At 66.1% G+C, this 16,217-nt stretch carries 10 protein-coding genes; 4 read left to right on the top strand and 6 right to left on the bottom strand.

Annotation, left to right across the window (positions count from 1 at the left end; genetic code table 11):
- Positions 1 to 11: 11 nt before the first annotated feature.
- The 3 genes from CAL22_RS10375 to CAL22_RS10365 all read right to left on the bottom strand — a co-directional run bounded on the left by CAL22_RS10375 (position 12) and on the right by CAL22_RS10365 (position 6,801).
- Positions 12 to 566, bottom strand: a complete 555-nt coding sequence (locus CAL22_RS10375) for a SecDF P1 head subdomain-containing protein (RefSeq protein ID WP_094812841.1) — start codon at positions 564 to 566, stop codon at positions 12 to 14.
- Positions 567 to 631: 65 nt separating this feature from the next.
- On the bottom strand, positions 632 to 1,411 hold the full coding sequence (locus tag CAL22_RS10370) for an OmpA family protein (protein ID WP_244193830.1): 780 nt from the start codon (positions 1,409 to 1,411) through the stop codon (positions 632 to 634).
- A gap of 29 nt (positions 1,412 to 1,440) precedes the next feature.
- A complete protein-coding gene (locus CAL22_RS10365) occupies positions 1,441 to 6,801 on the bottom strand; it encodes a YadA-like family protein (RefSeq protein WP_094812837.1) in 5,361 nt (1,786 codons plus the stop codon).
- Positions 6,802 to 6,884: 83 nt separating this feature from the next.
- Between CAL22_RS10365 and prpB the strand changes: the two genes are divergently transcribed.
- The 3 genes from prpB to CAL22_RS10350 are packed head-to-tail and all read left to right on the top strand — an operon-like array spanning position 6,885 to position 11,469.
- Entirely contained in the window at positions 6,885 to 7,763 is an 879-nt protein-coding gene (gene prpB, locus CAL22_RS10360) for a methylisocitrate lyase (RefSeq protein ID WP_094812835.1), read from the top strand.
- 27 nt (positions 7,764 to 7,790) lie between these two features.
- Positions 7,791 to 10,454, top strand: coding sequence for an aconitate hydratase AcnA (acnA, locus tag CAL22_RS10355; protein ID WP_094812833.1), 2,664 nt, complete (start codon positions 7,791 to 7,793; stop codon positions 10,452 to 10,454).
- A gap of 37 nt (positions 10,455 to 10,491) precedes the next feature.
- The gene (locus tag CAL22_RS10350; protein WP_167383589.1) at positions 10,492 to 11,469 is read left to right on the top strand and encodes a tripartite tricarboxylate transporter substrate binding protein; all 978 of its coding nucleotides are present in this window, start codon (positions 10,492 to 10,494) and stop codon (positions 11,467 to 11,469) included.
- 126 nt (positions 11,470 to 11,595) lie between these two features.
- Here the strand turns inward: CAL22_RS10350 and CAL22_RS10345 are convergent, their stop codons facing one another.
- Positions 11,596 to 12,768 (bottom strand): enolase C-terminal domain-like protein, encoded by a 1,173-nt coding sequence (locus CAL22_RS10345; protein WP_094812830.1) that lies wholly within the window; start codon positions 12,766 to 12,768, stop codon positions 11,596 to 11,598.
- Between the two features lie 177 nt (positions 12,769 to 12,945).
- Between CAL22_RS10345 and CAL22_RS10340 the strand changes: the two genes are divergently transcribed.
- The gene (locus CAL22_RS10340) at positions 12,946 to 13,983 is read left to right on the top strand and encodes a LacI family DNA-binding transcriptional regulator (RefSeq protein ID WP_094812828.1); all 1,038 of its coding nucleotides are present in this window, start codon (positions 12,946 to 12,948) and stop codon (positions 13,981 to 13,983) included.
- A gap of 29 nt (positions 13,984 to 14,012) precedes the next feature.
- Here CAL22_RS10340 and CAL22_RS10335 read toward each other — a convergent pair whose 3' ends face one another.
- Together CAL22_RS10335 and CAL22_RS10330 are read right to left on the bottom strand one after the other, a co-directional pair.
- A complete protein-coding gene (locus CAL22_RS10335) occupies positions 14,013 to 15,110 on the bottom strand; it encodes a siderophore-interacting protein (RefSeq protein WP_094812826.1) in 1,098 nt (365 codons plus the stop codon).
- Positions 15,111 to 15,114: 4 nt separating this feature from the next.
- A complete protein-coding gene (locus tag CAL22_RS10330) occupies positions 15,115 to 16,212 on the bottom strand; it encodes an ABC transporter substrate-binding protein (RefSeq protein WP_094812824.1) in 1,098 nt (365 codons plus the stop codon).
- Between the last annotated feature and the right edge of the window lie 5 nt (positions 16,213 to 16,217).

Genomic DNA, 16,217 nt, shown 5'->3' with positions numbered 1-16,217 from the left:
CCCTGCCCCATTTATTGCGGCGTGCCGGGCACGATGCCCGCCTTGGGCCCGGCCACCGCTTTGGCGAGTTGCAAGGCCTGGTTTTCGTCGACGGTCCGGACCAGTAACGTGCCTTTCAACGCCGGGTCGGAGATCTGCGGAATGGCCGCGATGTCATTGTTGACCGTCAGAAACAGCAGGCGCCCGACATTTTTGCGCGTCACCTCGGCCAGCCGCTGAGCGCCTTGCGGGGTGAAGTCGAAGCGCACATAGGTGTTGCCCTTGTCATCACGTACCGGGGCAACGGCGGTCAGATCCGCACGCGTGAGCACGGGCTGCGGGGTGACCCACACCGAACCGTTGGCAAGCTTGACTTCGGTCAGATTGGGGCCGGCTTTGGTTTGGGCCAGCCTGAAGTCGACGGCCGGCGAGCGTTGGCTGGCCGCCGGCGCGCTGCCGGCAGCCGGCGCCGCGGCGGCTTGGCTTGCCGGGCTCGCTGCCGTAGCGGCTTTGCCAGACGGCACATTCTGGCAGCCCCCGAGTATGAGCAAGGCGATCATCGCCGGAACCAGGTTGGCTTTGAACATGATGTTCTCCTATCGAGATGCGTGGGTGCGTGATGGATGTCGTGCAAATGCGTGGCGGGGAGCCGTCAGCGTCCCGGTTTCACCTCGATGTCCACCCGCCTGTCCGGCGCCAGGCAGGCGATGAGCCCCTCCCGGGGTTGGGCGGCGCATTCGGCCTGCGGCTCGCTGCTGCCCGCGCCTCGCGATCGAATATGCTCGGCCGCAACGCCGGCGCTGACCAGGGCGTCGCGCACCTGTGCCGCCCGGCGCTCGGAGAGATCCTGGTTATAGGCCGCCGGCCCGAGCCGGTCCGTGTGGCCAATAACGGTTATCCGCGACTCGGGCTGCGCGTTGAACCGCTGGGCCAGCCCCTGCAGGCGCTCCCGCCCGGAAGCAGTCAAGTTGGCGCTATCGAAGGCAAACAGCACGTCGCTGGACAGCGATAGGCGCTGCACGGCCGGCGCCTGCATGTCCAGTACGCCGGCGCAGGCTTCGGGCTGCCAGTACATGCTGCGCACGATCCGGTCGGTGTCGAACACGACCTTGTACTGGCACACCTGCTCGCCAGCCGGCGTGCGGAAGTGGAATAGATAATTCCACTCGCGCACCCGGAACCCCTCACGGAAGTGGGGCCTGCCGATGAGGTTATAGATCTCGTCGCGCGTCATGCCCGGGCCGATCAACCTCAAGTCCTGGACATTGGGATAACTGCCCTGCCGGAAAACGGCCGAAGCCGGATCCGGCCATACCAGTTGCGCTGCGGTGCCGTCGGGGTTGACCGTGCTGGGCGTGCCGCAGCCGGCCAGCATCACTGCCAACAACCCTGCCCCGCCTGCCATCAGGCTTCGATTCAGCCGTCGTGTCATACCCATGCTCCCTTTGTTCCTGATGCGCCTCACCATTGGTAGCCCACCCCGACCGAACCCCCGAAGTCGCCGCGTGACGAGGTGGTGGCATTGCCCTTGACGACCCAACTGCCGTTGTCGGAGACCGCGGACAGGCCCAGCGCCAGGCCCGTCTCGCCGTTCCAGCTGCCGCCGGCCATGCTGAGCATGCTCTTGCCCGGCAGATAGGCTTGCGGCAAACCGGCCGCGGCCAGCGCGGACGCCACGCCCGCGTTGGCGCGGTTTTCGACCCGGTTGATGCGGCCATCCAGATTTCCGACCTGGTTGCTCAGCCCGGCCAACTGATTGACCGTGGCGGCATCGTTGGGCGCCCGCCCATCGGCCACGCCGCTGAGACGGCGATCGCCGCTGGTGCCGCTGACGTTGACCGTCGTGCCGCCCGAGTTTTTGGCGACGGTGACATCGCCGTCCGACGTCTGTTGCTGCACCAGACCCGCCTTGCCTTCGATGACGGTATTGATCAGCTCATTCGTGCCATGCAGTTGCGAGCCGTTGACCGCATCCGTGCTGGTCGCAGAAACCACCCCTGCAGCCACATTGGTGATGCGCCTTTCGGCGCCGGCACTGCCGACGGACACCGTGTTGGCCTGGTCTGCAACCGATCCCTGGCCGATGGCCACACTGTTGGCTGCTGTCGCTTGCGCGCCGTTGCCCAGTGAGGTGGCCCCTTCTGCGGAGGCACGGCTGCCATTGCCGATGGCCGTGGAATGGTTGCCGGAAGCCACGGCGCCGGCCCCGCCTGCCGCCGAGTCCTGGCCGGTGGGAGAAGGCATGGGCGCATTGTTGTCCTGGCTGACCTGGAACATGCCCACGCTGCCAGTGTCGATATCCTGCAAGGCGTTGTTGATCTGCTGGTCGGTATAGTTGTTTGCGGCCTGTACCGCGCCCTCGAGCTGCCGGACGTTGACGGCATCCGTTGCCAGCCTGCCGTCGGCGACGTTGCTGATCGTGCGGGTTTCGCCCGTTGCGGCGTTACCCACCGACACGGTGCCGGAGGTGACGTTGTTGGCCCCGGAATACAAACCCACGTATGACTCGCTGCCACGGTCGGCCACCGCGCCCGCGCCGAGCGCCACATCGCCGGCCTGGTTGGCCTGCGCGCCGGTGCCGATGGCCGTGGCATTGTCGGCCGTCGCCTGGCTGCCGTTGCCTACTGCCAGGGCATTGGCGCCGCTGGCGACCGCACCGGTCCCCCCTGCCGCTGAATTCAAACCCGTGGGTGTCGGCGGGGGGGCATTGTTATCCTGGCTGACCCGGAACATGCCTGCCGCGCCGGTGTTGATGTCACCGATATCACCTTCGATATTCGTGACCCGGCCGTCCAGCCCCACAATGTCGCCCGTATTGACATCGACCTGGTTCTGCACGTTGCGCAACTGGCTCACGTTGACCGCATCGGTATCTTCGGCGCCCGCCGCGACGTTGGTAATTCTGCGCTCGCGGCCCGCCGCGCCAACCGAAACCTCGCCAAAGGGAACCAGTCCTGCCACGACGCCGATGCCGGGCTGGTAGGCGGGATTGCCCAAGGTCGCGCCATCGGCGATGCTGCCCGCGCCGAGCGCGACACTGTTTGCCATGCTGGCATTGGCGCCCTGCCCCAACGCCACGGCGTCGGTGGCGCTGGCGGACGCGTCCCGGCCTGCCGCCAGCGCGTTCTGGCCTGCCGCGGTGGCCTGGTATCCCAAGGCGGTCGAGCCCTGCCCTTGCGCATAGGCATCCTCTTCGGGCAGGCCGCTCTCGTTGGTGCGCGCGTATCGAATACCGATGCCATTGGTATTAGTGAAGGCGAGCGAGGTGTCGCCGGTGATGTGATAGACCGTGTCGCCCAGTGTCGTCAGGTTGGTGTTCGTCGCGTAGAGTTGCGCGCCGTTGACCGCGTCCGTACTGGTTGCGCTCAGGTCGCCTTGCGCCACGTTGGTGATACGCGTGCCGCCTGTCACGCCGCCGTCGGGCGAGGCCGGGCCTTCCAGCGTGATCGAGGTTTTCGGGTCCCCGGACGCGCCGTCATACTTCACCGCCCGGTCGGTCACGTCCACGATCTCGCCCTGCACCGACCGCAATTGGCTGACATTGACCGCGTCGGTGTCCTGGGAACCCGCCGCCACGTTGGTGATCCGGCGCTCGTTGCCGGCCGAGCCGATCGATACCTCACCCACGGGCACCAGGCCGGCCAGTTGGCCCCGGCCCGGATTGTAGGCCGCGCTGCCCAGGCTGGCTCCCGAGGCGATGCTGGCGGCGCCCAACGCGACACTGTTTGCCGCAGTCGCCATGGCCCCCCGCCCTGCCGCCAGGGCGTTCTGTCCGCTCGCCGTGGCCGTGTAACCCAATGCGGTAGACCCCTGGCCCTGCGCATAGGCATCCTCCTCGGCCAGTCCCTGTTCGTTGGTGCGCACATAGCGGATACCCATGCCGTTGGCATCGGTATAAACCGCCGAGGTATCCCCGGCGATGTGATTCACGGTGTTGCCCAGCGTCGTCACGTTATTGTTGGTGGCGTACAGTTGCGCGCCATTGACGGCATCCGTGCTGGTAGCGCTCAAATCCCCTTGCGCAAGGTTGGTCATGCGCGTGCCCCCGGTCACGCCACCGTCGGCAGACACCGGACCCTCCAGGGTAATGGTGGTCTTGGGATCGCCCGAGCTACCGTCATACTTGACGGCCCGGTCGCTCACGTCGGTGATCTCGCCCTGTACCGATTGCAGCTGACTGACATTGACGGCGTCGGTGGCCTTCGAGCCCGCGGCCACATTGGTGATCCGCCGCTCGTTGTTGGCCGAGCCCACCGAAACCTCGCCGACCGGTGTCAGCCCGGCCACCTGCCCCGCGCCCGGCGTGTAGGCGGGCCCGCCCAAGGTGGTGCCGTCGGCGATGCTTGCCGCACCCAAGGCCACGCTGGAGGCTGCCGTCACCTTGGCCCCCGACCCCAACGCTACCGAGTTCACACCACTGGCTTGACTGCCACGGCCCGCGGCCAAGGCGCTCGCCGCCGCGGCCGTCGCCTGATAGCCTAGCGCGGTCGAGCCCTGGCCCGTTGCATAGGCATCTTGCGGCGACAAGCCGTTTTCATTGGTCCGCACGTACCGGATACCCATCCCGTTGAGATCCGTATAGGCCTGCGATGTATCGCCGGCGATCTGATTGAAGGTGTTGGTCAGCGTGGTCAGGCTGGTGTTGGTCGCATAGAGCTGGGAACCATTGACCGCATCGGTTGATGCCGCCGACAAAATGCCGGGCGCCACGCGGGTGATTTTCTGATTTCCCATGTCGGCCCCCGAGAAGCTGGGCGTGTCGGCGAGTTGAATGAAGACGGTTCCTCCGGAGGTGACGGTCTTGGTATTGCGGCTGCTATAGGTGCCTGCCGTGGTGCCGCCGCCGGAAATGTCAAAGGTTTGGCCGAGGTCGCGATGCGTGACGACGTTGTCTTGCGTGCGCACGCTGACGCCGCGCTGGGTGAGCAGCTCATCGACCGCTTGCAGTTGGGCAACGTTGACCGCATCACCGGGATCCTGCCCGCCGGCGACGTTGGTGATCCGGCGGCTGATTCCGCCGCCACCCAGGGAAACGACTCCGCTGGCCCCATCGTTGTTCTGAATGTTGCTGTAGACCGCGGTACTGGTGCCGTAGCCCGACTCGGTGATCGATCCGGTGCCTATCGCAATGGAGTTCGCGGCCGATGCGCTCGCTCCTGAACCCAACGCCACGGCGTTTTCCGCCCATGCCTGGGCCTGAGATCCCAACACCACCGTTCGGGCAGCGGTAGCCTGCGCGTTATTGCCCAAAGCCGTTGATTCGTCTGCTCTTGCGCCCGCGCCATAACCGACCGCCACGGCGCCTCGCCCGGGCGCAGACTCCGGGTCATCCGGCGTCGCCACGCCCGCGGTGGCGCCTGCACCCAGGGCCGTCGCCTGGACGGCGTACGTCTGCGTGCTATAGCCCAGCGCGATCGACTCCCTGCCCTGCGCCGTGGCATACGTTCCCAATGCCGCCGCGCCGGTGCTAGCCGCCGCTTGCTCGGGCGTGGCATTTCTATAACCGCTTATCGCACTCATCCCGATCGCGATGCCCTGTTCAGCATAGGCTTCTGATCGCATGCCGATGGCCGTCGCTTCTTTACCTGCGCCGACGGACGATGAGCCCACGGCGATGGCATCTTGCCCGGAGCCGGCCGACGCCACGCCCAGGGCGATGGCCTGCGTGCCGCTCGCGTTGGACAGAGACCCCAGCGCAATCGCCGCATCGGCGCGCGATTGCGCGTCCGGCCCCACTGCCACACCCCGCTGGCGCTCCACGTAAGCATTCGAGCCAACCGCCACGCCATAATCAGCACGCGAGCCGTTAACCACATTCTGATCGACCAAGGCATTGCGGCCAATCGCAATGCCATCCTCGCCGTAGCTGACGGACTGCCCGCCCATGGCAATAGCCCCGTCGAAGTATGTCGCGGCAGCCTGCCCGACGGAAATCGCCTGCGTGCCGTAAGCCACCGCCTCCGACCCTAAGGCCACGACGCCTGACTGGGTGCTATTGGCCCCCGCGGCCGTGCCCGTCCCAAAGGCGACAGAATCCTGCCCCATTGCGATCGAGGAGCGTCCCAGAGCGATCGAGTTGTTGCCAAAGGCGCCATCGTTGCCGTAATTGGCATCATTGATGTTGGCACCCTCCACCGAGAAGTAATGCACACTGTTGGCGTCCACCAGCGTGTCCACATACTGCTTGTTGGTGGCGTCCCGCGGCGCGGTGGGGTCAGCCAGGTTGGTGATGCGGGTGCCAATCTGCGAGCCATCCAATGCGCCAGACAGGTTGATCGCTTCTTGATTCGTACTGCTGTATTGCACCGCCAGGCTGGTACCGCTCCCGGGCGGGATCACATCCCCGAGCGCGACGGCCAGCGCTTGATTGATCGACGTGTAGGTCGTTTCGCTTCCCGGCGCGCCGGCCGTCAGCGCATACGAAAAAGAGCCATCCGGGTTGACCGTGACGCCGCTGCCGACCATGGTGGCCACGTTCTGTTGCAGTTGGCTCAATTGACGAACGTTCACGGCGTCGTAGCCATCGGCGCCATCGGACACGTTAGAAATGCGCCGCTGGAAGGTGGGTCCGAACGCCGCGTTGGCGTTGCCCACCGAGACACTGGCCGCCGGGGCGGCCAGCCCGGTCAAATAGGCCGCGCCCATGGGCACTTCCATGTACGATCCGGCACCCAGCGCCACGGCGTTGCCGCCCGAGGCGTACGCGCCGGCGCCCAAAGCCAAGGAGTTGCCCGACGAGGCGGTCGACCCAGCACCCAGCGCCATGGCATTGGCGCCAATCGCTTTGGCCTCCATCCCCATCGCGATGCCTTTGTCGCCCACGACATAAGTGTCGGAGCCGATCGCGATCCTCTGATCGTTGTCGTCTCCGCCTGCCGCATTCGCGCGGTTGCCAATCGAGATGTTTGCATCGCCGACGATATCGTTGCCGGCGAAGTTCCGAACAACCGCTCCAAGTCGTGGGCGCCATCAACGCCAATCACGCCCTATTGGCCCAGCAAGCCGGTTTCAAGGCGATTTATCTGTCGGGCGGCGGCGTGGCGGCTGGATCGCTGGGCGTACCGGATCTGGGCATTCTGGGCCTGGATGACGTTCTCACCGATGTGCGACGCATCACGGCTGTTTGCCGCTTGCCCTTGATCGTCGATGTCGACACAGGATTTGGCGCTTCGGCCTTCAACGTCGCCCGAACCACCCGATCGTTGATCGCCGCCGGTGCCGCGGGCCTGCAAATCGAAGATCAAGCTGGCGCCAAACGTTGTGGCCACCGGCCGAACAAAGAGGTCGTGACGCTGCCGGAAATGGTCGACAGGATAAAAGCTGCCGTCGATGCTCGCGTAGACCCGAACTTCGTCATCATCGCCCGCACCGACGCCCTGGCCAGCGAAGGCCGCCAGAGCGCGCTGGACCGCCTGGCGGCGTGCATCGAAGCGGGGGCCGACGTCGCGTTTCCGGAAGCCGTCCGCGATCTGGAGGGCTTTCGCGACTTCGCACGCGCCCTGCCTGCCCCTATCCTGGCCAACATCACGGAATTCGGGCAGACGCCCATGCTCACCCTGCACGAGTTGGCATCGGCGCACATTGCGATGGCGCTCTACCCCTTGTCGGCTTTTCGCGCCATGAATCGCGCGGCACAACGCACGTATGAGGCCATCCGCCGCGATGGCACGCAACGCGCCATGCTGGACCAGATGCAGACCCGCATGGAGTTGTATGACAGCATTGGCTACTTCGCGTATGAGCAACGCCTGGATGCGCTGTACGCGAACGACAAGCCAGCCTGAGTGGCGCAGACAACGGAGACCCAGAGCGTGCAATCTTCCGACCCCTATGTAGAGATCTATGACGCGGACCGCGGACATGGCCAGCATTTCAGTGTGCCGCGCTTTGTGCGCGACCACGGTGTTCTCCTGGAACCGCTTCCTTATGTCGCACGAATTCTGATCGAAAATGCGCTGCGCCATGAAAGCGCTTCGCACCGGCAGCGCCCCAAGGCGCTGGCGCTGTTGCGCACGTATCATCCCGACCTGGCTGCCCCCGACGAGGCCGCAGACATCTGGCTGTATCCCACGCGCGTGCTGGCCCAGGATGTCAGCGGCATACCGGCGCTGATCGACCTGGCCGCCATGCGCGATGCGCTGCGTCAGCGCGGGGGAGACCCCCGTCGCATCAATCCGGTGATTCCGACGGACCTGATTGTCGACCACTCCTTGATTGCTGAGGAGGGCGGACACGCCGGCGCGCGCGCGGCCAACGAGGCTCGGGAACACCTTCAGAATCAGGAGCGCTATACCTTTCTCAAATGGGCGCAGGGCGCATTCGACAATCTTCGGCTGGTGCCCCCCGGAAAAGGGATTTTGCATCAGATCAATCTTGAGTATCTCGCGGCGGTAGCCACCACGGTATGTGGCGGCAATGGCGAGTGGTATACCTGCCCGGACACCCTCGTGGGCACCGACAGCCACACCACCATGGTCAACGCACTGGGCGTTCTGGGCTGGGGAGTGGGCGGCATAGAAGCCGAGGCCGCCATGCTGGGCGACGCGCTGGTACAGCGTGCGCCCCAGATCGTGGGGGTGCGGCTGATCAATCAGCCGCACCCCGGCATCAACGCAACAGACCTGGTCTTGAACCTGACACGCATTCTGCGCGAGGCCAAGGTGGTGGCCCAGTTCGTCGAGTTCAGCGGGCCGGCGCTCGATGGCGCGCTCTCGTTGGAAGACCGGGCCACACTTTCAAACATGGCACCCGAATATGGGTCGACCTGTGCCTACTTCCCCATCGATGAGGAAACCCTCTCCTATATGGCGCGCACGGGTCGCGGCGCCGACCACATCGAGCATGTGCGGCGCTATGCCAAAGCCGCGGGTCTGTGGCGCGGTCCGGTGCAACCCACTTATCGCAAGACAATAGAAGTGGATCTGGCCAGCCTGGGCCGCGTGGCCGCCGGGCCGAGCCGCCCACAAGACCGGATGGGGCTGTCTGAGGTACCTATCAGCTTTGCCCGCGCAACGCTGCCCCTGCCCGCAAGCCATGCGGAATCCCTTCCCGAGGGCGCGGTCGTACTGGCCGCCATTACCAGCTGCACCAACACGTCCAACCCGCGCCTGCTCGTGGCGGCAGGGCTATTGGCGCGCAAGGCGCGCGCCCAAGGCCTGCGCGCCGCAGCGTGGACCAAAACCTCCTTTACACCGGGCTCGCGGGTAGTGGCGGACTATCTGCAGGCCAGCGGCCTGCAGACGGCCCTGGACGAATTGGGATTTCAGGTCGCCGGCTATGGCTGCGCCACCTGTGCCGGGCTGTCCGGACCGCTGTCGGCCGACACCCAGGCCGGCATCGAGGCGGGCAGCCGCCGAGTGGCGGCCGTGCTGTCTGGCAACCGCAATTTCCCGGGCCGCGTACATCCACAGGCGCGCGCCAACTATCTCGTGTCTCCCCCGCTCGTGGTCGCCTACGCGCTGGCCGGAACGGTTACCCACGATCTGGAGCGGGACGTCCTCGCTTGGCGGGCAGACGGCCAGCCCGTGAGGCTCGCCGACCTCTGGCCCAGCGATGCAGAGATCGATGCTGTGGTGGAGGCCTTCGTGCGACCGGAGATGTTCGTGGCTCGCTATCGCGACGTATTCGACGGCGACGCTTCGTGGCAGGCCTTGCCTGACGGCAGCGGGGCCTGTTATCCCTGGGAGGCGGACAGTCTTTACCTGCGCCGCCCGCCCTATCTGGATGTGCCCACGCAACTGGGCCGTGTGCACGTCGAGAATGCGCGCGCCCTGCTCATTCTGGGCGACGCCGTCACGACCGACCATATCTCGCCCGCCAACGAGATCCCGCCCGATTCCAGCGCGGGACGCTATCTTCTGTCGCTCGGCGTGTCGGCCGACCAACTCCATACCTATCTAGCCCGGCGCGGCAATCATCGTGTGATGATGCGCGCCACGTTCGCCCAGCCCACGCTGGTCAATGAGTTGCTGCCGCAAGGACCGCCTGGCGCGACACGTGAACAGCCCGGCGGCCAGATCCTGCCCATCTACGATGTGGCCATGCGATACCGCGAAGCGGGCACGCCCGTCATCGTCGTGGCAGGCAAGGATTATGGCAATGGATCCTCACGCGACTGGGCAGCCAAAGGCACCCGGCTGCTGGGCGTGCGGGCCGTGCTGGCCGAAAGCTTCGAGCGCATCCACCGATCGAATCTTGTGAACATGGGCATTTTGCCGCTGGAACTGCCTCCCGGTGAAACGCGAACGACTCTCGGGCTGGACGGCACGGAATACTTCGACTTCGATATTCCCGCGGATTTGACGCCGCAAGGGATGGTGCCGTGCCGCATCCGGGGATCCGCGGCGCCGCGGTCTGTGTTGCTGCGCTGTCGCCTGGACAACGAGCATGAAATCGACATCTGGCGCGCGGGTGGAATCCTGCCCTCCGTTTTGCGCCAGGCCCTGCAGGACGCGAGCGAAACACTCCAGACCTGAGGACGTTTGCCGCGCATACTTACAACGAGGAGACAACATGACATTCACCCGCTTCCAGTTTCCCTTACGGGCGTTGGCGCTGGCGGCCGGCCTGACAGCCGCGTCGCTATCTCAGGCCGCGCCATGGCCAGATCGTGCGGTGCGCCTGGTCGTTCCGTTCTCGGCCGGCGGCCAGCTCGACAACATGACCCGTATCTTCGCCACCGGCCTGGCCGAACACCTGAAGCAGCCCGTCATCATCGATAACCGCCCCGGCGCCGGAGGCATCATCGGGTCGGACATGGTGGCCAAGGCTGCTCCGGATGGCTATACCTTCCTGGTGGCAGGAAACGGCGCCATTACCAACAAGATGCTGCGCAAGACGATGCCCTATGAGGACAACGATCTCGCACCCGTGGGATTGCTGTTCGAGTCGGCCTCCGTCATCGTGGTCAGCGCAAACAGCAAGATTCACACGCTCAAGGACTGGCAACAGCAGGCCGCGCAGACGCGACATCCCATCCTGTTTGCGACAGCGGGCACGGGCAGCACCGGTCACTTCGTCGCCGAAATGCTGGGCCAGGCGCTCAAAGTGCCGGTCACGGTCGTACCCTACAAAAGCGGTTCGGAAAGCGCGACGGCCCTGATGGGGGGGCAGGTCGATGCGGCCTCGGAAGCCGCGGTCTCCGTGCGCAAATATGTCGAGTCCGGCCGCGTGCGCGCCCTGGCGGCCACCGCCGATCACCGCTCGCCCTTGCTGCCAGACACGCCGACCACCGCGGAGCAGGGATTCAAGCAGATCAACATCACGCATTGGGGGGGCATGTACGCCCCGAAGGCGACGCCCCAGGCCATCATCACGGCCATGAACCGGGCGATCGCCGATGTCATGGCCAATCCCGGCGTCAAACAGAAGCTGGAGGATGCCGGCTATGAAGCCATCCCCAACACGGTTGCGCAATTCACGGCCTTTATCGCCGCGGAAGACAAGCGGTTGGGCGACATCGTGAAAAGCGCGAACATGAAGGCCGAGTGAACGCCGCCCGGACGGACCCCGTCGGAGCCCTGCACGAACGGCCGGCATGGCAATGGCGCCAGCGCTGCCATGCCCGGCGCGCTTGCGCGGCAAGGCTCGATGCCGCTACGCGGCCCGCCACCGCGGTCAACGCCGATCCAACGCCTCGATGGCCGCCGCCAGTTCGGGCTTTTGCTCCAAGCCGAAACCCGGCGCGTCGGAGGGACCCACCTCCCCGCCGCTCAGCGCGCACTGGGGGGAATACCCGCCAAACGGTTGAAACACGCCCGGATAGGCCTCGCAGCCGCCCAGCCCCAGGCCCACGGCGATGTGCAGATTGATCAGATGTCCGCCATGGGGGTGCATACTGCGCCGATCAAAGCCGGCGGCCTCGACGGCCTGGATCATGCGCAGGTACTCGCTCAGCCCATACGACAGCCCCGCATCCATCTGCAGGATGTCGCGGTCCGGCCGCAAGCCGGCATAGCGCAGCAGATTGTTGACGTCGGCTAGCGAAAAAAGGTTTTCGCCCGTGGCGATCGGGCCGGCATAGTCCTGGGCCACGCGCTGGTTCAGGGCGTAATCCAGCGGGTCGCCGATTTCCTCGAACCAGCGCAGCGCATAAGGGGCGATGGCCTGCGCATAGCGCAGGGCCGCCGCTGTCTCGAAGCGGCCATTGGCGTCGACCGCCAAGCGGCTGCCCTCGCCCGCCACCTCCAGCGCGGCTTCGATGCGCGCCAGATCTTCCGCCAGCGGCGCGCCGCCCACCTTCATCTTGAACTTGCTGAAACCTCGATCCTGGTAGCCCTGAAACTCCTGGCGCAGGCGCTCGCACCCGTCGCCGCTGCCGTAGTAGTAGCCGCCCGCGGCATACACGGGCGCGCGCGCATGCCGCACCGTCCGGCCGGCCCGGCGCGCGATGGTGTGAAAGGCGGGTTCGTCGTTGAGCTTGGCGTTCAGGTCCCAGAAGGCAAGCTCCAAGGCCGCGATCGCTGCGGCGCGGTCGCCGTGGCCACCCGGCTTCTCATTGCGCAGCATCACCGCGCAGGCGCGCGCCGGGTCGAAGGCCATGCCACTGTCATCCAGGAGCGACGCGGGCGCGGCCGCCAGCAGCCGGGGAATGAAGCGCTCGCGCAACAGGCCCGGCTGCGCATAGCGACCGATGGAGTCAAACGCGTAGCCCACCAGCGGCCTGCCCTGACGCCGCACGTCGCACTCGATGGCCACCAGGGAAACGGTATGTTCGGCAAAACTGACGAGCGAATTGGACAGATTGCCCTGCAGGGGCACGGAGACTTCCCGGATGGCGGTGATGCGCATGGAGGGCTCTGGAAAAAGGATCTAGGAAACGGAGGCAGCGTCACTGCAACCTGATGCACACGTGTGCATCAATAAAACTATAATCTGCAACTGCAGCACATGTAATCACTGGTTTACCCGGAAACGCCGTACGCAGGCATAATTCAATCGTGTGCACGCTCAGCCCTTATCCCTGCCATGACGCTCAATGCCCGCAGCACCGTAACGATCAAGGACATCGCGCAAGCGCTAGGGCTGTCCCACGCCACCGTCTCGCGTGCCTTGGCCGACCATCCCAAGATCAGCGCCGCGACCAAGGCCAAGGTGCGCGAAGCCGCCGGCACCATGGGCTACGTACCCAACGGCACGGCGCAGACCATGCGTGCGGGGCATAGCCGGCTCATCGGCTTGATGGTCCCCGACATCCAGAATGATTTCTATGCGGCCACGGCCAAGATCGTGGCCGACGCCGCGGCGGCGCGCGGCTTTCAGCTGGCGCTGAGCATCACGGAAGACAATCCCGAGCGCGAACTGAATGATCTGCGCGCTTTTGTGGTGGCGCGCGCGGCCGGCGTGATCCTGACGCCCACCCCCCTGCCCCGGCCGCAGACCGTCGACCTGCTGCAGAACGTGCATGCCATTCAGTTCATCCGGCAGCACACAGGCTTGCCCGCCGAGGCAGTGGCCATCGATGAACAGGCTGCGATCCGCGCCGCCACCGAGCACCTGATCCATTACGGCCATCGGCGCATTGCCTACGTGGGCACCCGCAGCGATATCAGTTGCGGCCAAGAGAGGCTGGCGGGTTTTTGCGATGCGATGCAGGCCGCCGGGCTGCCGGCCGATCTGATCGCAGCCGGCCCGCCCCGGCTGGAGTTCGCGCAGCGCATCGTCCACGGCATGATGAGCGCCGCCTCGCCGCCCAGCGCGCTCGTCGTGGGCAGTTCGCGTCTGACAGCCGGCGCCCTGAAAGCGCTGCGTAGTTTGCGCCTGACCTGCCCCGAGGACGTATCGGTTGTGGGCTATGGCGACCCGGATTGGTTCGAACTGGTGGGTGAAGGATTGACGACGATCGCGCCGCCGGTTCAGTCGCTCGGTACCTACACCATCAATCTGCTGTTGGCCCGCATCCATGGAGAAAGCGCGTCGGCTGCTGCGCAAAACGGGCCGGCGTTGCCGGCACGCTTTGCGGCCACGCTGGCCATCCGCGGCTCCACCCGGCCTTATCCGGCCTGAAGCGCAGACGCCAGCGCAGCCCGCGGGCGCTATTCGGGCAGATAGGCTTCGCCGCCGATCTCGATGATCTGCTCTTCGCTCAGGGTCCGATGCCAGTGCGAGTAGAGCAGCTGGCACGCCCGCGGCAGACCCAGCTCATGCTTGAGATAACGATGCATCTGCCGGAAGGCCTGATACTCGCAGCCTGCCCATACGAAAACACCGCTCAGATCCTGCGGCCAGTCCACCTGGCGCAGGGCTTGGGGCAAGAGCAAGGTGGTGCCGGCGGGCGCTGCGCCGCGATGCAACCAGCGCACGGCGACGCCCGCCGGCGCCTGCAACGCCACCTCGCAGGCCGCGTCACGCACCTCGATGAAGGCATGGCCGCGAGCCTGCGAAGGCAGGGACTCCAGCATGCGGGCGATGCCGGGCAAGCCCGTTTCATCGCCCAGCATGACGTGCAGGTCGGCCGCGCGCGGCCCGCCCGCGGCCGGGCCGACGACGCCGACCCGCGCGCCGGGCCGGGCCGACAAGGCCCAGCGCGTGGCTGGACCTGCATGCTCATGCAAGGCGAAATCGATGGTGATCCGATCACCCTGCACCTTGCGCAAGGTATAGACTCGCGTGGCCATCTTGCCCGCGGGCCAGACGATATGGCCTTGGTCATCGAGCATAGGCCAGGCCGGCTCCGCCTCGCCTTCCGGCGCAAAGATGAGCCGGCAATGCATTTGATCGGCGCGCGCCAAGTGGCCGAGATCCTCGCCCGCGAGCACGACGCGCCGCATCATGGGTGTGAGTGCCTGGGTGCTCACGACATGCACCACGCGCAAATCCGCCAGGGCGACCAGCCCGGTCTGCTCGCCCATCCAGCGGATGCGCGGCCGCGCCTTGGCCGCGATAAAGCCGATGGGCCCCGCCAGGCCGTGCTTCATCCGGTTAAGCGAAGCGCGGTCCGGCGTCGCTATCTCGATATGCAAGCCCGCCCCGCGCACGGTCAGGCGAGCCTGGCCAAACGCCGCGCGGATCCGATAGTGGTCTTCAGCCTGTTCCACCTGCATATCGTGGGTGGCGATGGACGCCAGAATGGCCTCCAGATGGTCGGCCAGCGCGTCAAGCTCCACGATGGCCGTGGCCGTACAGGACGTCATGCATTTACTCCTTTAACGACAGCCACAACGGGCCCCGCATCGGCTCGGCAAGAAAGCGCCGGTTGATGTCGGCCAGCGTCTGCGACGGGTCGAGGTCTGCGAACACATCGGGGTGCAGCCACTTGGCGGCCACCTCGACAAAGAGGATATTCAAGGGCGCCAGGGTGATGAGGCCGGTCCAAATGCCGTGCACCCTGCCCTGCCGCACGCTGGACAACTGCGCAAAACCGGGGCGCTTGAGCAAGCCTTGCAGGCCGGCCCGCCCCTGGGCCGAATCCATGCCCGGACCGATGGCAGGCCGCCCGCCCGACGCCCAACCGCCGCCCGACGCGATATAGACCTCCTGCGGCGCGCTCAGAAGGTACTCGAGCTGCAGTTTCTGGTACCACGGTGCCGTGATGCCCGGCAGAATCCGGCCGCCCGCCAAGGTCAGCAACTCGCCCCAGACCTGGGTACCGGCTGCCCAGCAGCAGTCATCCACGGTGGACTGCACTTCAAGATAGGCCGTGACCGGCTCAACGCCGGCCAGGCGCTGTCGAACGTGCTGCAGATGCTGATCTGCAAAAGCGATGTAGGCCTGCGCTCGCTCGGGCTCGCCGAGGATGTCCCCCCACATGCGCAACTGCCGGTGCAGATTGTCGATGGGGCTGGCCTGGGGCGCGGCGGCATTGCTGGCCACGTCGCTGAACACGACCGGAATGCCCGCCTGCTGCAAACCGCGCAGCAGCGTACCGCCCTCGGGCGCCATGAAGGCGCTGGCGACGACCAGATCGGGCGCCAGCGCCAGAATGCCTTCCAGGGAGACCGTGGCCGCCGTCTGCTTGCCCACGGCAGGAATACGGCCTTGCCGCTCATAGCGCGCCTGCAACTCGGCGCTGTCGATGCGATCGGCAGCCGCCCATCCCACGACCAGCCTGGCCGGGTCCGGGTGCAGCAACGCCATGGTGAGGATGTCGCGCGCTTCCAGCAGAACGATGCGGCGCGGCAGCGCCGCGAGCGGCTGCTGCCGGCCGGCCAGATCGGTGATCGTGCCCGCCGCCCGGCAGACCGGACCGCCGAGGCTGGCCAGCAATAGCCCGGCACAAAAGCGGCGTCTATCCATGGCCT

Origin of the sequence: Bordetella genomosp. 12 (genome assembly GCF_002261355.1) — a bacterium.
Lineage (GTDB): Bacteria > Pseudomonadota > Gammaproteobacteria > Burkholderiales > Burkholderiaceae_B > Bordetella.
The sequence above is the reverse complement of the archived record's forward strand: the minus strand, read 5'-3'. Positions and strand labels throughout refer to the sequence as shown.